Annotated in this window: 15 protein-coding genes; 9 read left to right on the top strand and 6 right to left on the bottom strand. The window is 70.8% G+C overall.

The features are described 5' to 3' along the window. Positions 1–88: 88 nt before the first annotated feature. Entirely contained in the window at positions 89–1,774 is a 1,686-nt protein-coding gene (gene ctaD / locus ACIA8D_RS40265) for a cytochrome c oxidase subunit I (RefSeq protein ID WP_399240237.1), read from the bottom strand. A gap of 345 nt (positions 1,775–2,119) precedes the next feature. Here ctaD and ACIA8D_RS40260 point away from each other — a divergent pair, with 345 nt between their 5' ends. Continuing rightward, positions 2,120–2,335: an I78 family peptidase inhibitor gene (locus tag ACIA8D_RS40260; RefSeq protein ID WP_399240235.1), complete on the top strand. Its 216-nt coding sequence runs from the start codon at positions 2,120–2,122 to the stop codon at positions 2,333–2,335. A 104-nt stretch (positions 2,336–2,439) separates the two neighbouring features. Here the strand turns inward: ACIA8D_RS40260 and ACIA8D_RS40255 are convergent, their stop codons facing one another. Continuing rightward, positions 2,440–3,429, bottom strand: a complete 990-nt coding sequence (locus tag ACIA8D_RS40255) for a phosphatase PAP2 family protein (RefSeq protein WP_399240233.1) — start codon at positions 3,427–3,429, stop codon at positions 2,440–2,442. 222 nt (positions 3,430–3,651) lie between these two features. Then, positions 3,652–4,785 carry a hypothetical protein gene (locus tag ACIA8D_RS40250; protein WP_399240231.1) on the bottom strand — a complete coding sequence of 378 codons (1,134 nt, stop codon included), beginning with the start codon at positions 4,783–4,785 and terminating at the stop codon, positions 3,652–3,654. A 257-nt stretch (positions 4,786–5,042) separates the two neighbouring features. Between ACIA8D_RS40250 and ACIA8D_RS40245 the strand changes: the two genes are divergently transcribed. Next, positions 5,043–6,683: an MFS transporter gene (locus ACIA8D_RS40245; protein WP_399240229.1), complete on the top strand. Its 1,641-nt coding sequence runs from the start codon at positions 5,043–5,045 to the stop codon at positions 6,681–6,683. Positions 6,684–6,713: 30 nt separating this feature from the next. Here ACIA8D_RS40245 and ACIA8D_RS40240 read toward each other — a convergent pair whose 3' ends face one another. Further along, positions 6,714–7,160 (bottom strand): cell division protein SepF, encoded by a 447-nt coding sequence (locus tag ACIA8D_RS40240; protein WP_399240227.1) that lies wholly within the window; start codon positions 7,158–7,160, stop codon positions 6,714–6,716. A gap of 329 nt (positions 7,161–7,489) precedes the next feature. On the opposite strand from ACIA8D_RS40240, the gene ACIA8D_RS40235 reads away from it, so the two are divergent. The 5 genes from ACIA8D_RS40235 (at position 7,490) to adhE (ending at position 15,032) form a co-directional block, all read left to right on the top strand. Then, positions 7,490–8,632 (top strand): DUF5685 family protein, encoded by a 1,143-nt coding sequence (locus ACIA8D_RS40235; RefSeq protein WP_399240225.1) that lies wholly within the window; start codon positions 7,490–7,492, stop codon positions 8,630–8,632. 214 nt (positions 8,633–8,846) lie between these two features. After that, on the top strand, positions 8,847–9,749 hold the full coding sequence (locus ACIA8D_RS40230) for a S1 family peptidase (RefSeq protein ID WP_399240223.1): 903 nt from the start codon (positions 8,847–8,849) through the stop codon (positions 9,747–9,749). A gap of 162 nt (positions 9,750–9,911) precedes the next feature. Continuing rightward, the gene (locus ACIA8D_RS40225; RefSeq protein ID WP_399240221.1) at positions 9,912–10,844 is read left to right on the top strand and encodes a slipin family protein; all 933 of its coding nucleotides are present in this window, start codon (positions 9,912–9,914) and stop codon (positions 10,842–10,844) included. 229 nt (positions 10,845–11,073) lie between these two features. Then, positions 11,074–12,156: a S1 family peptidase gene (locus tag ACIA8D_RS40220; RefSeq protein ID WP_399240219.1), complete on the top strand. Its 1,083-nt coding sequence runs from the start codon at positions 11,074–11,076 to the stop codon at positions 12,154–12,156. 272 nt (positions 12,157–12,428) lie between these two features. Further along, positions 12,429–15,032, top strand: a complete 2,604-nt coding sequence (gene adhE, locus ACIA8D_RS40215) for a bifunctional acetaldehyde-CoA/alcohol dehydrogenase (protein WP_399240217.1) — start codon at positions 12,429–12,431, stop codon at positions 15,030–15,032. 34 nt (positions 15,033–15,066) lie between these two features. Here the strand turns inward: adhE and ACIA8D_RS40210 are convergent, their stop codons facing one another. Together ACIA8D_RS40210 and ACIA8D_RS40205 are read right to left on the bottom strand one after the other, a co-directional pair. Further along, positions 15,067–15,720, bottom strand: a complete 654-nt coding sequence (locus tag ACIA8D_RS40210; protein ID WP_399240216.1) for an acetate uptake transporter — start codon at positions 15,718–15,720, stop codon at positions 15,067–15,069. Then, positions 15,717–16,769: an ABC transporter permease gene (locus ACIA8D_RS40205; protein ID WP_399240214.1), complete on the bottom strand. Its 1,053-nt coding sequence runs from the start codon at positions 16,767–16,769 to the stop codon at positions 15,717–15,719. The genes ACIA8D_RS40210 and ACIA8D_RS40205 overlap by 4 nt, the downstream gene beginning before the upstream one ends. Positions 16,770–16,984: 215 nt before the next feature. On the opposite strand from ACIA8D_RS40205, the gene ACIA8D_RS40200 reads away from it, so the two are divergent. Together ACIA8D_RS40200 and ACIA8D_RS40195 are read left to right on the top strand one after the other, a co-directional pair. Next, the gene (locus ACIA8D_RS40200) at positions 16,985–20,467 is read left to right on the top strand and encodes a DNA polymerase III subunit alpha (protein WP_399240212.1); all 3,483 of its coding nucleotides are present in this window, start codon (positions 16,985–16,987) and stop codon (positions 20,465–20,467) included. Beyond that, positions 20,464–21,456, top strand: a complete 993-nt coding sequence (locus tag ACIA8D_RS40195) for a DNA polymerase thumb domain-containing protein (protein WP_399240210.1) — start codon at positions 20,464–20,466, stop codon at positions 21,454–21,456. The genes ACIA8D_RS40200 and ACIA8D_RS40195 overlap by 4 nt, the downstream gene beginning before the upstream one ends. The last annotated feature ends 157 nt before the right edge of the window (positions 21,457–21,613 follow it).

The following is a 21,613-nucleotide window of genomic DNA, read 5'->3' as shown; positions in this document are numbered from 1 at the left end:
CCGCTACGACAAACGCGCCCTCCACTACAAAGCCATGGTCACCATCGCCTGCCTACGACTCTGGCTGCCATGACTTTGCGGACACGACCTAGGACTTCTCGTGCGACACGGCGGGCCGGTCCTCGAAGGCCGCGAACTCCGGGTGGTGCAGATCGAACGCGGGGGACTCCGAGCGGATCCTCGGCAGCGTGACGAAGTTGTGGCGCGGCGGCGGACAGGCCGTCGCCCACTCCAGGGAGCGCCCGTAGCCCCAGGGGTCGTCGACCTCGACCTTCACCCCGTACTTCGCCGTCCGCCAGACGTTGTAGAGGAACGGCAGCGTGGACAGGCCCAGCAGGAACGCGCCGATCGACGAGACGGTGTTGAGCGCCGTGAAGCCGTCCGCCGCCAGATAGTCCGCGTATCGGCGCGGCATGCCCTCGGCGCCCAGCCAGTGCTGGACCAGGAACGTCGTGTGGAAGCCGACGAACAGCGTCCAGAAGTGGATCTTCCCGAGCCGCTCGTCGAGCAGCTTCCCCGTGAGCTTCGGCCACCAGAAGTAGAAGCCGGCGAAGGTCGCGAAGACGACCGTGCCGAACACCACGTAGTGGAAGTGCGCCACCACGAAGTACGAGTCGGTGACGTGGAAGTCCATCGGCGGCGAGGCGAGGATGACGCCGGTCAGGCCCCCGAACAGGAACGTGGTCAGGAAGCCGACCGACCACAGCATCGGCGTCTCGAAGGACAGCGAGCCCTTCAGCATCGTCCCGGTCCAGTTGAAGAACTTCACGCCGGTCGGCACCGCGATGAGGAACGACATGAACGAGAAGAAGGGCAGCAGCACCCCGCCGGTGGCGAACATGTGGTGCGCCCACACGACCACCGACAGGCCCGTGATCGCCATCGTCGCGCCGACCAGCATCGTGTAGCCCCAGATCGGCTTGCGGCTGAAGACCGGCAGGATCTCGCTGATGATCCCGAAGAACGGCAGCGCGATGATGTAGACCTCCGGATGCCCGAAGAACCAGAAGAGGTGCTGCCACAGCAGCGCACCCCCGAACTGGGCCTCGAACACCACGGATCCGAACCTCCGGTCCGCCTCCAGACAGAGCAGCGCGGCCGCGAGCACGGGGAACGCGAGCAGCACCAGGATCGACGTGAACAGCGTGTTCCAGGTGAAGATCGGCATCCGGAACATCGTCATGCCGGGCGCCCGCATCCCGATGATCGTGGTCAGGAAGTTCACCGAGCCGAGGATCGTGCCGAACCCGGCGAGCGCGAGCCCCATGATCCACAGGTCGGCGCCGATGCCGGGGGAGCGGGTCAGGCTGTTCAGCGGCGCGTACGCGAACCAGCCGAAGTCCGCGGCCCCGCCCGGCACGATCAGCGAGCCGAGCACGATCAGGCCGCCGAAGAGGAACAGCCAGTACGAGAGCATGTTCAGCCGCGGGAACGCGACGTCCGGCGAGCCGATCTGCAGCGGCATGATCTCGTTGGCGAAGCCGGCGAAGGTCGGCGTCGCGAACAGCAGCAGCATGATCGTGCCGTGCATCGTGAACAGCTGGTTGTACTCCTCGTTGGAGAGCGCCTGGAGGCCGGGGCGGGCCAGTTCGGCCCGCATGAGCAGGGCCATGACCCCGCCGATCAGGAAGAAGCCGAACGACGTGATCAGGTAGAGGTGGCCGATCTTCTTGTGGTCGGTCGTGGTCAGCCAGTCCACGACGATCCGGCCCGGACGTCGCTCGCGCGGCGCCCCCACCGTCGCAGGCCCGGCCTGCACCCCGGTCGTTCCCATCGCTTGCCCCCTCGCTGCTTCGCTGCGCGCCTCGGGCCTGCTGCGGACTCAGGCCATGATGCTCGCGCGGGTACCGCGGCGACAGAGGGCGTACCCCTGTTTCTGGCATGGACAGACAATTCCCGGACGGCTTCAACTGGCCCGTCCCGCCGCCCGATTCGGAATGCGCGGGGAATTGAGTAAAGGGCTCGCACGTCGCCCGGAATTCCGCTGTACCGGCCCGGTGGAATGCGGCAAGTAAGAAGCGAGTAAGGGCGGGAGAACGCCCGATCGTGTGAGGAACTCCTAAAAAACAACTGTCGTGATCTTGTGACAAAAGCGTGACGCGCGGCCTACCGTGGCGGCATGGCACCCATCCCCACTCCACCCGTTGAACCACAGGACAATCCGGATGAATACGTCGGGCTCGACGCGGCCGGGGCCGAGTCGCGGGCCGGCGCGCGCGGCTGGTCCACCGTCAGGCAGCTGCCGCCGGGCGCGATCATCACCATGGAGTACCTGGCGGGGCGGCTCAACTTCGAGGTCACCGAAGGCAAGGTGACGCGCTGCTGGAAGGGCTGAAGGCCCCCGAGACGTGCGAAGGCCCCCGAACCTGCAAGAGGTTCGGGGGCCTTCGCGGTGCGGGGCTTGGCTGTGCGTACCGGGCCCCGCCGTCTGTGGGCGCGCTAGGACACCGCTCTCGTCGAGGGTGTCCCGTGCGTGAGTCTCTCCGTGGTCGGTCGGCGGCTGCCCGCCGGGGTGATCGGCGTGCGCTCGCCGCGCGGGGTGTGCGGGCCCTGGGGGAGCAGCTGGCGGCTCGTCCTGGTGGTGCCGACGGACTCGCGCGTGTGGGTCGCGGTCATCGCGGGAACGGGGACCGGCTCGGACTCCGGCTGTGGCAGCCGGGCCCCGGCGCGACGGCCGAGCAGGCGGTCGCGCAGCGCGAGGATCCAGGCCTCCGCGCGGGCCACCAGCGGCTCGCACCAGGGCAGCGCGAGCAGGATGAGCAGGCCCGCGGCCCAGCCCAGTAGCACGTCGCTCAGCCAGTGCGTACCGAGGTAGACCGTGGTCAGGCCGACGCTCAGGGAGATCACCGCGGAGGCCGCGGACAGCCAGCGCCTGGCCCGCGGGGTGGAGGCGAGATAGGCGAGGATGCCCCAGGTCACCACCGCGTTCGCGGTGTGGCCCGAGGGAAATATGTCGCCGCCCTGCCACATCTCGCTCGACCCGATGGTGGTGGCGTAGTGCGGTCCCGCCCGGCCCATGCCGTACTTGGCGGCGCCCACCGTCACGTTGAGCAGCAGCAACGAGGTGCCGAACATCAGCAGCGGGCGCAGCGTGTGCTGCCGCCACGAACGCCAGCCCAGCCACGACATCACCATGACCGCGGTCGGTCCGCGCTGGCCGAGAACGACCCAGTAGTCGAGGAAGGCGTGGATGTCCGGCCACTGCTGGTACGGCCGGAAGAACATGACCTGCCAGTCGACCGCGACGAGCCACGACGTGGTGAGCACCGCCACCACGATCGTGAGGTAGAAGGGCAGGGTCAGCCCGAAGAGCACGACCCGGTGCCGGCTCATGTGGGGGATGTCCACATGGGTCGGTCGTTCGGGCTCGCGATCGAGCCTGGCGAAGACCCGCTCCACACGGCGGGTCAGGTTTCGTTCGGTACGCACCCAATCGACGCTACAGCGACCGAGAGGTGGACCGACGCGAATCAGGGGCTTTGTGATGACGATGTGATGTGGGATTGATCTCAGGTGGCCGATTATTCCCATGATTTCGGCGACCGGGAAGGGAGGATTCCCGAATTCAAAGATCGTTTCTGTGACTCATTATATGACGCTTATGAATGCGTTCACCTGATACCCGTGCGGAATTGGCCGTTCACTCACCGCTCACGGCGGGCCGGACCCGTTCAGCCAGAACGCTCCGTAGGCCGCCGACAACACTGCGAGAGCGCCGACCACCCACGCCGACCTGCTCGTACGCCATCCGGTGAGCGCCGTCGCGAGCGGCAGCAGCAGCGGGAACGCGGGCAGCAGCAGCCGCGGCTTCGAGCCGAAGTATCCCGAGGCGCACAGCGCGAGCACGACCACGATGCCCGTGTAGACGAGCACAGGAACCGGCTGGTGCTGCCGCACTCCGGCGACATACAGCCAGATCACCAGCGCGACCCCGACGATCAGGCCGACCCCGGCCAGCGCGCCCAGCGGCGACGTGAACCGGTCGGCGACGAACCCGGCGAAGGCGGCGCCCCCGTCGAAGCCGTTGCCCCACTGCGCCTGCACGTCGAGATAGCCGAAAAGCCCGCCGCCGGTCCGCCGCCCGACCCACAGCACGTACGCCGCGGCGCCCAGCGGCGCGAGCAGCACCCCCACGACGAGCCGCCAGGGTGCCCGCCGCTCCTTCGCGATCCACAGCGCCGCGGCCACCCACACCGCCGCCACGACCGCCGCCCCGATCGGCCGGGTCAGCCCCGCGAGCGCGGCCAGCAGCCCCGCGAGCACCCAGTTCCGGCGCAGCACCGCGTACAGGCCCCACGCCGCGAGCGCCGTGAACAGCGCCTCGCTGTACGCCATCGAGGCCACGATGCCGATGGGCAGCGCACCCCACAGCACGGCGAGCCGGATCCCGGCGGTCCGCCCGTGCAGCAGATCCCCGACAGCGAAGATCCCCCACGCCGCCGCCAGCGAGGCGAGCAGGCTCACGACGAGCCCCGCGTCCGCGTACGACAGCGGGCTGATCGCCGCGCCGAAACGTTCGAGCCACGGCAGCAGCGGAAAGAACGCGAGATTCGAGTGCACGGTGCCGTCGGGCAGCGTCACCGACCAGCCGTAGCCGTGCTCGGCGACCCGCGTGTACCAGAGCGAGTCCCAGCGGGCCGTGAGCAGCGTGTGCGCGCTCTTGCCGTTCGCCGCGCTCCACACCGCGAGCACGAGCAGGCCGAGCGCCCGCACCGCGGCGTATCCGAGCAGGGCGGGCGCGGCGTGCCGCGGCGAGGGTCGATGTCGTTGGTCCACGTCCGTCACGGCCCCGATTATCGGCGTCCGTCCCGTCCGCCCCACCAGCAGGTCCCCGTCACTGGAGTGGTGCACGCCACACCCGCGTGCGGCCGCCTTGAGAGGTCCGCCACGTGTCATTGGCGAGAACTCGCGTACGCTGACGGCTTACTCGCCTTGTCGCGCGGGGCCGGGAGACCGCTCCTCCCGAGCCGGAACCAGACAACGCCTATGGCATCCCCTGTCCTGGGATCCGCCGAACGCGAGGACCACTGGGAGGTACCTGCATGTCCGGGACGAACACGGCCTCCGGGCGTCCGCCGGGACGCCTGGCCGCACTGGGCGCCCGCCCTCATCGCTGGGTCGTCCTCGTCGTCCTGTGCACAAGTCTCCTTCTGGTCGCCCTCGACTCGACGATCCTCTACGTCGCGCTGCCCGCGGTCACCGAGGACCTCAAGCCGACCTCCGTCGAGCTCCTGTGGATCGGCGACGCATATCCGTTGGTGTGTGCCTCGCTGCTGATCCTGTTCGGCACGCTGGGCGACAGAGTGGGCCGCCGGAAGATCCTGCTGCTCGGCTACGCCCTGTTCGGCGCGGCCTCCGCGCTCGCCGTGTTCTCCGACACCGCGCAGGTGCTCATCGCGGCCCGCGCGATCCTCGGCATCGGCGGCGCGATGATCATGCCCGCGACGCTCTCGATCCTGCGCGACGTCTTCCCCGACCGGCACGAGCGGGCCGTCGCGATCGGCGTGTGGACCGCGGTCGCCGCGGTCGGCGCCGCCGCGGGCCCCGTGCTCGGCGGCTTCCTCGTCGAGCACTTCTGGTGGGGCTCCGTCTTCCTGATCAACATCCCGCTGATGCTGATCATGCTGCCGCTGTGCCGGGTCCTCGTGCCCGAGTCCAAGGGACGCAGCGACGGCCCGTGGGACCTGTTCGGCGCGCTGCTCGCCGCGCTCGGCGTGCTCGGCGTCGTCTACGGCATCAAGGAACTGGGCACCAAGCGCGATCTGCTCGACGCCGAGGCCGTGCTGCCGTTCGTCGTCGGTGTCGTGCTGCTCTTCCTCTTCGTGCGCCGCCAGCGCCGCCGCGAGCACCCGCTCATCGACATGACCCTGTTCTCGCGGGTCGCGTTCTCCACGTCCATCGGCTGCATCGTCATCGCGATGCTCGCCCTCGTCGGCCTCGAACTGATCGCGGTCCAGTACCTCCAGCTGGTGCTCGACCTGAGCCCGCTCGAGACCGGCCTGCGGATGCTGCCGCTGACCTTCGCCGCGATGACCGCGGGCGTCCTGGGCTCGGCGGTCCTGCGCCGCTTCGGCCCGCGCGCCATGGTGGCGTCCGGCTTCGCGCTGACCGCCTGCGCCGTGCTGATGCTCTGCGCGATGGGCGAGCAGGACAAGCCGTGGCTGCTCGGCCTCGGCTTCGTGCTGCTCGGCTTCGGCTTCCAGAGCACGCTGTTCGGGGCCTACGAGTCGATGCTCACGGAGGCGCCCGCGGACGACGCGGGGGGCGCGGCCGCGATCGGCGAGACCTCGTACCAACTGGGCGCCGGCATGGGCATCGCGCTGCTCGGCTCCGTGATGAACGCGGCGTACGCGCCCGGGCTCGGCAATGTGCCGGGGGTCTCCGACGGCACGTCGACGGCCGCGGGGCACTCGCTGGGGGAGGCGTACCAGATCGCCGCGCGGCTCGGCGGCGCGGCGGGGGACGCGCTGCGGGAGGCCGCGCGCGCCGCGTTCGTGCACGGTCTGCACGTCACGCTGGTCGTCAGTGCGGTGCTGCTCTTCCTCGGGGCGCTCGCCGCGCTGCGGCTGCCCCGGCGCATGGAGTGCGAGGCGCCCGCGGCGCCCGCGGCGGACGACGCGGACGTGGCGGCGCCGCGGCGGGCCTCGTCACAGGCTGAGTCCTCGGCGTCCTCGGCCGCGTGACGCGCGGTTCGGGGGAGGCCCCCGAACCGCTCAGCTCTGGTTGAAGAAACCATCCGTCGGCGCCTTGGTGTCACGGCCCGAGACGATCTGCGTGTCCGCCGGACTCAGCAGGAACACCCGCGTGGCGACCCGGTCGATCGAACCCCGCAGGCCGAAGATCAGGCCGGCCGCGAAGTCCACGACCCGCTTGGCGTCGGCCGCCTCCATCGAGGTGAGGTTCATGATGACCGGGACCCCGTCCCGGAACATCTCCCCGATGCGCCGGGCGTCCCGGAAGGTGTCGGGGGTCACCGTGCCGATCCGGCGGCCCTTCTCCTGGGCCTCCTCGGAGGCGACCTTCACGCGCGGGTCCGTGACCCAGGCCGCGTCGCCGGCGGCGGGCTCGGGCCCCTCGTCGTAGTCGTCGTCGTAGTAACGCTCTTCATCGTTGTCGTCGACGAGGCCAAGCCAGGCACTCGCCTTGCGCACCGATCCCATGGACGCCTCCTCTCACAGCGGTTCCTCTGCGTTCCGCATGTCGTGCATCCCCAATGTTCGTCCATGATGCAGATGCGGCGCCAAGGGGATAGTCGCCGCGCGGGGGTTTCGTGACGGTACTGGTGCACAGTCTGCGTGATGTTGTCCCCCAGTTCCCAAGGGTTGTACGGGATGCGGCTGCTGATGGTGAGTGAAATATGATTCTTCACGGCGTATGGGTGACCTTCCGTGCGTACGGGTGAACGGAAAGCTCGTGCAGGGGCTCGATACGATGCCGGGGACGGGCGGCCGAGTTGACGGGCCGTCATTCGGCGTACGGGGGAGTCTTCTTGTTCGGCATGGTTCGGCCCTGCTCTCATCGGCTCGGGGAGAGCCTCAGAACCCAGTGGATGGCCCACCTGTGCGGGCTCTGTCTGGCGCTGCGTGGGGACCACGGGCAGTTCGCCCGTGTCGTCACCAACTACGACGGTTTGCTCATCTCTGTTCTGGCGGAGGCTCAGAGCGAGCGGGTGGGCGCGGGTGGCGGTGCGTGGCGGCGGCAGACCGGGCCCTGCCTCCTGCGGGGCATGCGCGGGGCCTCGGTCGCGCAGGGCGAGGGCGCGCGGCTCGCCGCCGCCGTCTCGCTGGTGCTCGCCTCGGCGAAGGTGCGCGACCACGTCGAGGACCGGGACGGGCTGTTCGCGCGCAGGCCGGTGGCCGCGGCCGCGCGGAAGGTCGCCGCGGGCTGGACAAGGGCCGGGGCCCGTACGGGATCTGACGTCGGGTTCGACACGGCGGTCCTGGTCGACGCCGTCGAGCGGCAGGCCGGGGTCGAGGCGCTGGCCGGGCCCGGCACCAGTGTGCTCGCCGTGACCGAGCCGACCGAGACCGCGACCGCCGCGGCCTTCGCGCACACCGCCACCCTCGCCGGGCGCCCCGCGAACGCCGAGCCGCTCGCCGAGGTCGGCCGGCTGTTCGGGCGGCTCGCGCATCTGCTGGACGCCGTCGAGGACCGGGGCGCCGATGCCGCCTCGGGAGCCTGGAATCTGCTCGCCGCCACCGGCACTTCGCTCGTGGAGGCGCGACGCCTGGCCGACGACGCGCTGCACGGCATCCGCCTCGCGCTGCGCGACGTCGACTTCGTGGACGACAAGCTGGCACACCAGCTGCTCGCGCACGAGTTGGGCCGCTCGGTCGACCGGGCCTTCGGGCCGCCGCCCACCATGGATCCGGACGGCGGTCCCGGCGGGGCGCCGCCGCGGCCGCCGCAGCAGGGGAGGAAGCGCGGGCTGCTCGCGGGGTGCGCGGTCGCGGCCGGCCTCTTCTGTACCTGCCAGGTGTGCTGCGCCGAGGAGTTCCACGGCCCGTGGTCCGGGAAGAAGCGCGAGGGCGCCTGCCGGGACTGCGACGGCTGCGACGGGTGCGACTGCTGCTGCGACGGCGACGGTTGCGGCTGCTGTGAGTGCTGCTCGTGCTGTGACTGCGGGGTCTGAGGCGCCGGCCCCGCACAGAGCGGGGGCGATTGCGGAGAAGTGGCGGAAGTCCGAAAGGCACTCTTGTGCGCATCGGCCGGCCCGGCGAATACTCCCGTCAGCGATTGTCAGGGGCACGGCGGGTCCGGAATCCGGACAACCGCCCGCATCCTGACTGCGCCTCACGGGCCCCACCCCACGAGGGCCCCCGACTTCCCTACGGGAGGAACGAGCAGTGAGGATCAAGCGCAGCACCCCCCGCAGTGGCAGAACCAGATCGACCCGGCTGATCGCCGTCGGTTCCGGTCTGCTCGCCGTGGCAGCATTCGCGATTCCCTCCGCCAACGCGTCCGACGCCTCGCAGACGTTCAGCGCCGCCGACCTCACCCAGACCCGGGACGCCGTCCGCTCCGCGGATGTCGCCGGTACCGCCTGGGCCGTCGACTCCAAGACCAAGCAGGTCGTCGTCACCGTCGACAGCACGGTCTCGCAGGCCGAGATCAACAAGATCAAGAAGGAGGCCGGCGACACCGCGGGCGCCCTCAAGATCGAGCGCACGGCGGGCACCTTCAAGAAGCTGATATCCGGCGGCGACGCCATCTACGCGAGCAGCTGGCGCTGCTCCCTCGGCTTCAACGTCCGCAACAGCGCCGGGACCTACTACTTCCTGACCGCCGGTCACTGCACCGACGGCGCCGGGACCTGGTGGTCCAACTCCGCGCACACCTCGACCGTCGGCTCCACCTCCGGGTCGAGCTTCCCCGGCAACGACTACGGCATCGTCAAGTACGCGAGCGGGGTGAGCCACCCCGGCACCGTCGGCAGCGTGGACATCACGCGCGCGGCCACACCGTCCGTCGGCACCACCGTCACCCGCAGGGGCTCCACCACCGGCACGCACAGCGGCCGGGTCACCGCCCTCAACGCCACCGTGAACTACGGCGGCGGCGACATCGTCTCCGGCCTCATCCAGACCACGGTCTGCGCCGAGCCCGGCGACTCCGGCGGCCCGCTGTACGGCGGCACCACCGCCTACGGCCTCACCTCGGGCGGCAGCGGCAACTGCTCGTCCGGCGGCACCACGTTCTTCCAGCCGGTGACCGAGGCACTCAGCGCGTACGGCGTGAGCGTCTACTGATCCGACCGCACCACCTGTCGTACGTTCCGCAGTCGCAGCCAGCAGTGAGAGCCCCCGTCCGGCCATATCGGCCGGGCGGGGGCTCTCCCTCTGTGCCCCTTACGGGATTACCTTCGAAGTACACGCCTTTTGCGCCCACTTCGGACCCTGGGGGGCCGTGAGATGGTCGAGGAACTGGTGACGGCCGGAGTGGCCGTGGCATGTGCCGGCGGGGTCTATGTGATGTCCGCGGCGCGGGTCGTCAAGCAGTACGAGCGCGGGGTGGTGTTCCGGCTCGGCCGGCTCACCAAGTCCGTGCGCGGGCCGGGGTTCACGATGATCGTGCCGTTCGTGGACCGGCTCCGTAAGGTCAATATGCAGATCGTGACGATGCCAGTGCCCGCGCAGGACGGCATCACGCGGGACAACGTGACGGTGCGGGTGGACGCCGTCATCTACTTCAAGGTCGTCGACGCCGCCGAGGCCGTGGTGCAGGTCGAGGACTACCGGTTCGCGGTCTCCCAGATGGCGCAGACCTCGCTGCGCTCCATCATCGGCAAGAGCGACCTCGACGACCTGCTGTCGAACCGCGAGAAGCTCAACCAGGGCCTGGAGTTGATGATCGACAGCCCGGCCGTCGGCTGGGGTGTGCAGATCGACCGCGTCGAGATCAAGGACGTGTCGCTGCCGGAGACCATGAAGCGCTCGATGGCGCGGCAGGCCGAGGCCGACCGTGAGCGGCGGGCCCGGGTCATCAACGCCGACGCCGAGTTGCAGGCGTCCAAGAAGCTCGCCGAGGCGGCCGGCGTGATGTCCGATCAGCCCGCCGCGCTCCAACTCCGGCTGTTGCAGACCGTGGTGGCGGTCGCGGCCGAGAAGAACTCCACGCTGGTGCTGCCGTTCCCGGTCGAGCTGCTGCGCTTCCTGGAGCGGGCCACACCGGGAGACGCGGAGCACGCGGCGCGGGCCGCCGTCACCCAACTCGCCGAAGGGGCGCTGCCGGGGCTGACCGAAGCGCGGGCGCAGGCACCCGTGTTCGAGGAGAAGGGGGCGGCGCAGGCCCCCGAGCCGGTCGTGAACGGCGAGCAGGCGGGGGCGAAATCCGGACAGGAGTAGACCTCACCCTCCGCCCATCCCCGGGAGCCCGGAGTGTTTGCAGTGGGGATCGACGTGCGGCGCGGGGCGTGCCCAAGGAGTGAAGGGCGTACGACGGTTTGCGAACGCGCGTCCGGAAGTCGACCTTGTGTGTTCCCTGTGACGGTCGGGATAGTGGCCCAGTCAGCCTCACGGATCCGGTCCGTCCCCACTCGAACCGGTATCCCAACCCCCCACAGGAGGACGTGAGTTGAAGCACCGACGCATACCCAAGCGGCGTGCCGCCGTGGTTGGAGCGGGAATCTTCGCCCTGGCCGCCGCGGGCATCACCTTCCAGACCGCGAACGCCAGCACCGATGCTCCCGATCTGGCGCCCCGGACGCTCTCGATCGCCAAGGCCGGAACTCTCGCCTCGAGCCTGACCAAGGACCTGGGCGCGGACTCGGCGGGCAGCTACTACGACGCCAAGACCAAGCAACTCGTCGTCAACGTCCTGAACGACGACGCCGCGCAGGCGGCGAAGGCCGCCGGCGCGAAGGCCAGAGTCGTGCAGAACTCCCTCGCCGAACTGAAGGGCGCGCGGACGACCCTGAAGCAGGACGCGACCATCCCGGGCACCTCCTGGGCCGTCGACCCCGCCACCAACAAGGTCGTCGTCACCGCCGACCGCACGGTCAAGGGCGCCGACTGGAACCAGCTCACCGGTGTCGTCGAGAAGCTCGGCGGCAAGGCCGAACTCAAGCGCAGCCAGGGCGAGTTCAAGCCGTTCGTCGCGGGCGGCGACGCCATCACCGGTGGCGGCGGCCGCTGTTCCCTCGGCTTCAACGTGACCAAGGGCGGCGAGCCGTTCTTCCTCACGGCGGGCCACTGCACCGAGTCGATCTCCACGTGGACCGACTCCAGCGGACAGGAGATCGGCACGAACGCCGACTCCCAGTTCCCGGACAACGACTTCGGCCTGGTGAAGTACGCGGCCGGCGTCGACCACCCCAGCGAGGTCAACCTCTACAACGGCTCCGCGCAGCAGATCAGCAAGGCCGCGGAAGCGACCGTGGGCATGAAGGTGACCCGCTCCGGCTCCACCACGCAGGTGCACGACGGCACGGTGAAGGGCCTCGACGCCACCGTGAACTACGGCAACGGCGACATCGTCAACGGCCTCATCCAGACCGACGTCTGCGCCGAGCCCGGTGACAGCGGCGGCTCGCTCTTCTCCGGCGACTCGGCGATCGGCCTCACCTCCGGCGGCAGCGGCGACTGCACGTCCGGCGGCGAGACGTTCTTCCAGCCGGTGACGGAAGCGCTCTCCGCTACCGGCACGGAAATCGGCTGACCCGAGGGTTCCGGGCGGCCTCCGCCCGTTGTGCCCCGCCCCCGGAAACGGGGCGGGGCATTCTCGCGCAACTCTTGTGAAAAGTTTCACGAGTGTGCGAGGGTCGAAGGTCCCTGGGTGTCCGACCAGGTCACAGTGGTGGTCGGCCGCCTCTGGCCGTGCCGCAGGGGACCAAGGTCCCGGGCGGCGAGGCCCTTCTCCCGCCCTTCGGCGGAGCCTCAAGGTGTGGAATTGAGGCATCAGCGAATAGGGCGTGAAAAAGGGAGCCTGCCGTGGATGTCGAGGGGACAGTCAACGAACTGGTCGCCGGAGCGCGCGAGGCGCTCGCGCGGTTCGAGACGTACGACCAGGAACAGGTCGACCACATCGTCAAGAAGGCGTCGCTCGCGGCGCTCAGCCACCACGGCGACCTGGCGAAGGCCGCCGTCGAGGAGACCGGCCGCGGCCTGTTCGAGGACAAGGCGGTCAAGAACCTCTTCGCCTGCGAGCACGTCGTGAACTCGATGCGCGGCCTGCGGACGGCCGGCGTCATATCCCGCGACGAGATCAGTGGCATCACCGAGATCGCCGAACCGGTCGGCGTCATCTGCGCGATGACCCCCGTCACCAACCCCACCTCGACCACGATCTTCAAGGCGCTGATCGCCCTGAAGACCCGCAACCCGATCGTCTTCGCCTTCCACCCCAGCGCCCAGAAGTGCTCCGCCGAGGCCGCGCGCATCGTGCGCGACGCGGCGATCGAGGCCGGCGCCCCCGCGCACTGCGTGCAGTGGATCGAGGAGCCGTCCATGGCGGCGACGGGCCTCCTGATGAACCACGAGGGCGTCTCCACGATCCTCGCCACCGGCGGAAACGCCATGGTCGAGGCCGCCTACTCGTGCGGCAAGCCCGCCCTCGGCGTCGGCGCGGGCAACGTACCCGCGTACGTCGCGAAGGACGCCAAGCTGGGCCGCGCCATCCACGACATCGTGCTCTCCAAGGCCTTCGACAACGGCATGATCTGCGCCTCCGAGCAGGCCGTGATCCTCGACGAGGAGATCTACGAGGACGGCATCGCCGAGCTGCGGCGGCTGAAGGCGCACGTGGTGACGGCCGCCGAGAAGGCCAAGCTGGAGGAGTTCGTCTTCGGCACGACCGCCCACGGCAGCGACTGCTCGGGCGCCAAGCTGAACGCGTCCGTCGTCGGCAGGTCCGCGGTCTGGATCGCCGAACAGGCCGGTTTCCAGGTCCCCGAGGACACCTCGATCCTCGTCGCCGAGTGCGCCGAGGTCGGCCCCGGCGAGCCGCTCACCCGCGAGAAGCTCTCCCCGGTCCTCGCCGCCCTCAAGGCCGACGACACCGCGCACGGCATCGAACTGGCCGCGCGGATGGTCGAGTTCAACGGCCTTGGCCACTCCGCCGCCATCCACACCGAGGACGAGCAACTGGCCGAGGAGTTCGGGCGCCGCGTCAAGGCGGTCCGCGTCATCGTCAACTCGCCCTCCACCTTCGGCGGCATCGGCGACGTCTACAACGCCTTCGTCCCGTCGCTGACCCTCGGCTGCGGCTCCTACGGCCACAACTCGGTCTCCAACAACGTCTCCGCGGTCAACCTCGTCAACATCAAGCGGATCGGGCGGCGCAACACCAACATGCAGTGGTACAAGATCCCGCCGAAGATCTACTTCGAGCGGGGCGCCGTCAAGTACCTCGCCGAGATGGCCGACGTGCACCGGGTCACCGTCGTCACGGACCGGACGATGGGTGACATCGGCTTCGTCCAGAAGATCACCGACATCCTCAACTCCCGGCCCACCGCCGTGACGTTGCAGGTCATCGACAACGTCGAACCGAACCCGGAGCTGGCCACCGTGCAGGCGGGCGCCGCCGCGATGCGGGAGTTCCGGCCGGACACGATCGTCGCGCTCGGCGGCGGTTCGCCGATGGACGCCGCGAAGATCATGTGGCTGATGTACGAGCACCCGGAGATCGAGTTCGCGGACACCAAGGAGAAGTTCTTCGACATCCGCAAGCGGGCCTACACGTTCCCGCAGCTGGGGGAGAAGGCGAAGCTGGTCGCGATCCCGACCACGTCCGGGACCGGCTCCGAGGTCACCCCCTTCGCGGTCATCTCCGACCCGGCCGCCGCCCAGAAGTACCCCCTTGCGGACTACGCGCTCACCCCGAACGTCGCGATCATCGACCCGACGCTGCCGATGAACCTGCCGCCGACCGTCACCGCCGACTCCGGCTTCGACGCACTGACCCACGCCACCGAGGCGTACGTGTCCGTGTACGCGAACGACTTCACCGACGGCCAGTGCCTCCAGGCCATCAGGCTCATCTTCGAGAACCTGGAGGCGTGCGTGACGGAGGGCGCCAAGAACCCCGAGGCGCGCGAGAAGATGCACAACGCCTCGACCATCGCGGGCATGGCCTTCGCCAACGCCTTCCTCGGCCTCGTCCACGCGATGGCGCACACGCTCGGCAACACCTTCCACGTCGCGCACGGCCGCACCAACGCGCTGCTGCTGCCGCACGTCATCCGGCACAACGGCACCGTCTCGTACAAGGCGACGCCGTGGCCTAAGGCCGAGACGTACCGGGCGCCCGAGCGGATCCAGGACATCGCGAGGATGCTGGGCCTGCCGGCCGCCACGCCCGAGGAGGGCGTGGAGTCGTACGCGAAGGCGGTCGAGGAGCTGCGCGAGCGGTGCGGGATCCCGGCGTCGTTCAAGGAGGAGGGCGTGGACGAGGCGGCCTTCATGGAGGCCCTGCCGCAGCAGGCGATGAACGCCTACGCCGACCAGTGCGCGCCCGCCAACCCGCGGATGCCGATGATCGACGACATGAAGCGGCTGATGCGCCAGGCGTACTACGGGAACACCATCGCGTAGCGCCCCCCCGCCGAGCCCGTCGGGTCGTGTCAGGTCACGGCTCGGCGGGCTCCTGCGGTGCCAGGAACCGGCCCATCGGCAACACCGGGCGTCCCCAGGTGGAGGCCATCACCTGCCCGGCCAGCAGATACAGCGCCCCGGCCGTCGCGGCGAGCCCGAACCAGCCCGCGACCCGGTTCCAGCCGACGAGCCCCGTGAAGCCGTTGCAGGTCATCGCGACGAAGACGACGAGCACACAGCTGAACGTGAGCAGCAGCACCAGATGGATGCGCCAGCTCGCCAGCCACAGCACGAAGACCACGAACACCCAGGGCAGCGTGAACAGGCCCATCGTGTCGCCGTGCAGCGAGGGGTCGAGGCCGGGCAGCACCCACTGAAGCATCAGGGCCTTCGCCATCCAGAACAGGCCGAAGCCGCCGAACACGGTGGCGTGCCAGGTGTCGCCGCGCTGGGCCTGGAAGAGGCCCGCGAGGAGCTGGGCCAGGCCGCCGATGAAGAAGCCGACCGTGGGCACGTCGCCCGCGGCCAGCTTCTCCGGGAAGACGCCCGCGTCGATCCCGGTGGCGATCATCGTGACGACGATGAAGCCGGTCAGGCCCAGCGGGCCGAGCTGGGCCTGCGCCGTCGGCTCCATGCGTTTGACGGAGCTGGCCTGGGCCGCGGGGCCCGAGCGGTGCGGGAAGTTCACGCGGTGGGCTCCGCGGCCGGCTCGGTGGCGGGCCCGGCCCTGACGCCCCGCCGCTTCTCGCGCAGGCCCGACACCAGCAGCGTCGCGGCGATGCCCACCACCGCCCACACGGACAGGACGAGCAGGGACTGGGTGAGGTCGTTGCCCTTGAAGTAGGCGATGGAGCGGGCCGCCCAGGTGCCCGCGCCCGGCGGCAGCCAGGGGCCGATCGCCTGCCAGAACGGCGGCAGCATCGGCAGCGGGAAGGCGCCGCCCGCGCTCGGGTTGCCCGCGATGACGATGAGGAGCACCGCGAGGCCGATGCCGACGACGCCCGTCAGTTCCTCCAGGGCGAGCGTGATCGCGCCGACCGCGAAGGTGACCAGGGCGCCGAGCCCGGCCAGGCCCCAGAAGGACCCCGGCAGCGCGCCCAGGATGGAGTCGCCGATGATCAGTGAGCCGCCGATGCCGCCCACGACCGCGAAGACCGCGAGCGAGCCGAGCCGGATGGCGGCGCGCTGCGGGCTCGCCGGCTTGGACCCGGCGCTGATCGACATGATCGAGGCGCACAGATAGCCGCCGACGCACCAGCCGACGACGAGGTAGAAGGCCGAGAGTCCGTCGAAGTCCTGCACCGACGCGGGCGCCACGTCGACGGTCCTCACCGTGCGCTGCTGCTGGGCGTCGATCGTGGTGGCCAGGCCCTCCAGGGCGGACGCCAGGACGGTGCCGCCGCCGGACGCGACGTAGAGGGTGTCCTGCGCGCCCTTCGCCTTGAACACCAGGGCGCCGTCGATCTCCCGGTTCATGACCTGCTCGCGCGCGGTCTTCGCGTCGTCGACCACCCGCGCGTCGAGCGGGGAGCCCGGCAGCTTGTCCAGCTGCCCGGCGAGCTGCTTCGCCGCCGCGGGCTGCGGCGCGACGACGCCGAACGGGACGTCCTTCGGCTTCGGATTGTGCAGCGCCCCCACGTAGGAGGTGATGAACAGGAGCTGGAGAGCCAGGACACCGATGACGAGGAGCGCGGCTCGGGGAGTGACGGCGTTCTTGAACTCTTCGGCGAACTTCATGCCTCAACGCTCGGGCGCGGCCCCGGCTCGTGCAGTCGGGGAGGGCCGAACGGGTGGGCGGGGTCCCGGGCGGGCGTCCCGGGTGGCTGCTTTGACTCGCACAAGTATTCGAACATGGTTTACGGTGAGGGCATCGGCCCTGATGAGGCTGGTGTGGCAAGTCGTACAGGTCTGACAGGTCGGACAGAGGGGGGAGTAGTGGCGAGGTGGTTCGGATGCGGGGCTTTACGCATCTGCACACCGCCTCAGGCTTCTCCCTCCGGTACGGGGCCTCGCACCCGGACGCGCTCGCCGAGCGGGCCGCCGAGCGCGGCCTCGACGCCCTCGCCCTGACCGACCGGGACACCCTCGGCGGCGCCGTCCGCTTCGCCAAGGCGGCGAGCAGGGCCGGTATCCGGCCGCTGTTCGGGGTGGACCTCGCCGTGGCCGCGCCCGCCGAAGCCGTCGAACGCACCGAACGGCGGCGCACCCCTGCCCGGGGCGGCGCCTTCGTCGACGAGTCGGCGCAGCGCGTGGTCTTCCTCGCGCGGGACGGCGCGGCCGGCTGGGCCGAACTGTGCCGGCTCGTCACCGCCGCGCACCGGGACGCGGGCGGCGACCGCCGTCCGCTGCTGCCCTGGGACGCGCTCGGCGAGGGGCACGACCGCGGCGGCCACGTCTTCGTACTGCTCGGCCCCGAATCGGACGTCGGCCGGGCGCTCGCCGCGGGCCGCCCGGACCGCGCGGCCCGGTTGCTCGCGCCCTGGCGGGAGCGGTACGGGAGCGCGGCGCTGCGGATCGAGGTCGTCTCCCACGGCCTGAGCGGAACCGGCTCCGGCTCGCTGCGCCAAGCCGCCCGCGCCCTCGGCTTCGCCGCCGACCAGGGGATCCTCCCCGTACTCGGCAACGCCGTCCGCTACGCCGACTCCGGACAGGGGCCGGTCGCCGACGTCCTCGACTCCGCGCGCCGCCTGGTGCCGATCGACCCGCGCGGCGCCCTCGACAGCGGCGAACGCTGGCTCAAGCCGGCCGCGGACATGGTGCGCATCGCCGAGCAGGTGTCCGAGGCCGCCGGATACGGCGAGAACACCGCGCGCCGCCTCCTCGCCGTCACCGAGGACACCGCCGCCGCCTGCCGGGTCGACCCCGAGGACGACCTGGGGCTCGGCCGGGTGCACTTCCCCGAGCCCGGCCTCGTCGGCGCCGCCCGGCGCACCCCGGAGCGGGTCCTGCGCTCGCGCACCGCCGCCGCCATGCTGGCCCGCCGCTACGACCACAAGCGCCGCTACTGGGACCGCCTGGAGGACGAACTGGGCCTGATCGAACGGCTCGGCTACGCCTCGTACTTCCTCACCGTCGCCCAAGTCGTCGAGGACACAAGGGACTTGGGTATCCGCGTCGCCGCGCGCGGCTCGGGCGCGGGCTCGCTGGTCAACCACCTCCTCGGCATCGCCACGGCCGACCCGGTCGAACACGGGCTGCTCATGGAGCGTTTCCTGTCCGAGCAGCGGATGGAGCTGCCCGACATCGACATCGACGTGGAGTCCGCCCGCCGCCTGGAGGTCTACCGGTCGATCCTGGACCGCTTCGGACCCGAGCGGGTCGCGACCGTGTCCATGCCGGAGACGTACCGGGTCCGCCATGCCGTACGGGACGTGGGCCTCGCCCTCGGCATGGAGCCGGCCGAGGTGGACCGGCTCGCGAAGTCCTTCCCGCACATCCGCGCCCGCGACGCCCGCTCCGCGCTCCGGGAACTCCCCGAACTGCGCGGCATCGACCCGGAGGCGCACGGCGGCAGCCGGATGTGGGACCTCGTCGAGGCGCTCGACGCGCTGCCGCGCGGGATCGCCATGCACCCGTGCGGGGTGCTGCTCTCCGACACGTCCCTGCTGCGCCGCACTCCCGTCGTGCCGACCAGCACCGAGGGCTTTCCCATGTCCCAGTTCGACAAGGAGGACGTGGAGGACCTCGGGCTGCTCAAGCTCGACGTCCTCGGGGTGCGGATGCAGTCCGCGATGGCGCACTCGGTCCGGGAGATCGAGCGGGTGGACGGCCGTAGCATCGACCTGGACGATCCGGCGCAGGTGCCGCAGGACGACCCGAGGACGTACCGACTCATCAAGTCCTCCCAGACCTTGGGCTGCTTCCAGACCGAGTCGCCGGGGCAGCGCGATCTGCTCGCGCGGCTGCTGCCCGAGACCTTCCACGACCTGGTCGTGGACATCTCGCTGTTCCGTCCGGGGCCGGTCGCGGCCAACATGGTCGACCCGTTCATCAAGGCGCGGCACGGCAAGCAGGCGCCCGCGTACCCGCATCCGGACCTGAAGGGCGCGCTGGAGGAGACGTGCGGCGTGGTCGTCTTCCACGAGCAGATCATCCGGATCCTGAACGTCATGACCGGGTGCAGCCTCGCCTTCGGCGACTACACGCGGCGGGCACTCTCGCGCCCCGACCAACTCGGGCGGGTACGCGCCTGGTTCGCGCAGCGGGCCCGCGAGCGCGGCTACGAGGAGGAGGTCGTGGCGCGGACCTGGGAGATCGTCGAGGCGTTCGGCGCGTACGGGTTCTGCAAGGCGCACGCTGTCGCGTTCGCCGTGCCCTCGTACCAGTCGGCGTGGCTGAAGACGCACCATCCGGCCGCGTTCTACGCGGGGCTGCTCACGCACGACCCCGGCATGTACCCGAAGCGGCTGCTGCTCGCGGACGCGCGGCGGTGGGGGGTGCCGGTGCTGCCGCTCGACGTCAACGCGTCGGATCCGGCCTATCAAATCGAACTGGTGTCTGATGGCGGCGACGGTTTCGTGCACGGTGTCCGACTTGCGCTCGACGATGTGCGCGGCATGAGCGAGGCCGAGGCGGCACGGATCGTCGCGGGGCGCCCCTATGTCTCGCTCCAGGACTTCCTCTCCCGCGCCCGCCCGTCCCGGCCGGTCGCCGAACGGCTCGCGCAGGTCGGCGCGTTGGACGCCTTCGGGCGCAACCGGCGCGATCTGATGCTGCACATCGCCGAGTCGCAACGGGGTGGACGGAGCGGCGCGCAGGGGCAGTTGGCGCTCGGCGAGACCGATGCCGCGCCCGACACGGTCGCCCCCGCCCAGCTCCCCGACCTCGACGACGCCGAACGGCTCGGCGCCGAGCTCGGCGTGCTCGGCATGGACACCTCGCGCCATCTCCTGGGCGACCACCGCGAGTTGCTCGACGAACTGGGAGTGGCCTCCGCGCACCGCCTCAAGGACCTGCCGCACGGGCAGGTGGTCCTCGTCGCGGGCGCGAAGGGCGCCGTGCAGACACCACCGGTCCGCTCCGGAAAACGCGTCATCTTCACGACGCTCGACGACACCTCGGGCCTTGTCGACTGCGCGTTCTTCGAGGACAGCCACGACGCCAGCGCGCACACCGTCTTCCACTCCTGGCTGCTCCTCGTACGCGGCGTGGTGCAGCGCAGGGGCGGCGGCAGCGGCAAGGCCCTGTCGGTCACCGGCTCCGCCGCCTGGGACCTGGCCGAACTGGCCGAACTGCGCCGCACCGGGGGCCTATCGGCCGTCACCGAGCGGCTCACCGAGGAGCGCCCCGCGACCGTCGGGGCGGCGGACGGCGGCCGCAGCATCCGCCTGGAGACGGGCTACGACCTGCACCCCTGGGCCGACCTCCAGCCACCCGGCGAATCCGTCAAGCAGAGCCGCAAGTTGTGGCACCAGAGCCCGGGGAGCGCGGGATGAGGAAAGGAGACGGTGTCCAGGTGTCGCAGGTGCTGTACGTCCACTTCCACGACCTGGTGGACGAGAAGCTCTACCTCCGGCTGCTCGCCCTGCTCGCCGAGTTCACGCCCCTCGTGCAGGCGCTGCCGCCGGACGCCGCGCTCGCCGACGTCACGGGCAGCCTGCGCTACTTCGGCACGGACGCGCCCGCCCTCGCCGAACGCATCCGGGCCCGCACCGGCGGCCTGTACGGGCTCCGCTCCACCATCGGCGTCGCCGCGAACCCGATGCTGGCCCGCATGGTCGCCGCCGACGGCCCGCCATCGGCCGTGCGTGAACTGCCCGACGACCTGGACGCGGTCACCGCCTTCCTCGCCCACAAACCGGCCGCCGCCCTGCACGGCGTGGGGCCGGCGACCGCCCGCACCCTGTCCTCGTACGGCCTCGACAGCGTCGGGAAGATCGCCGCCGCGCCGCTCGGCACCCTGCAACGGATCCTCGGCGCCGCGGCGGGCCGCAAGCTGTACGACGCGGCCCGCGGACTCGACCCGACGCCGGTGGTCCCGGCGGCGCCGGCCCGCTCCATCCGCGTCGAACACGACTTCCCGCAGGACGAGTTGGACGGCGACCGGCAGCGGGCCGCGCTGCTCGCGCTCACCGACCGGCTCGGCCTGCGGCTGCGCGCCGAGGAGCAGACGATCCGCTCCCTCACCCTCGCCGTGCGGTACGCGGACCGCAGCACGACCACGCGGACCCGCACCCTGCGTGAGGCGTCCGCCCACACCCCGACGCTGACCTCGCTCGCGTACGAGCTCCATGAGCGGCTCGGGTTGCAGCGGGCCCGGGTGCGGTCCTTCGCGTTGCGGGCCGAGCAGTTGGTTCCGGCGGAACGGGCGTCCCGTCAGCTTCTGTTCGACCCGGCGGACGAGCGGGCGCGGTGCATCGAGGCGGTGGTCGACCGCGCCCGCACCAAGTTCGGCCCGAACGCGGTCCGCCCTGCGGCGGCCTGAGCCGATCAAGCCCCTGCGGCGATTGAGCAGGCGGCTCCCGGGGCCGAGGACTCGGGGCTCCGCCCCCGGACCCCGGGGGGGCCCCGCCCCCGGGGGGGGGGGCGGCCCCCACCCCCCCCCCCCCCCAAGGGGCCCACCCCCCCCAGGGCCAAAAGCA

It is taken from the genome of Streptomyces sp. NPDC051684 (assembly GCF_044453445.1).
GTDB lineage: Bacteria > Actinomycetota > Actinomycetes > Streptomycetales > Streptomycetaceae > Streptomyces.
The sequence above is the reverse complement of the archived record's forward strand: the minus strand, read 5'-3'. Positions and strand labels throughout refer to the sequence as shown.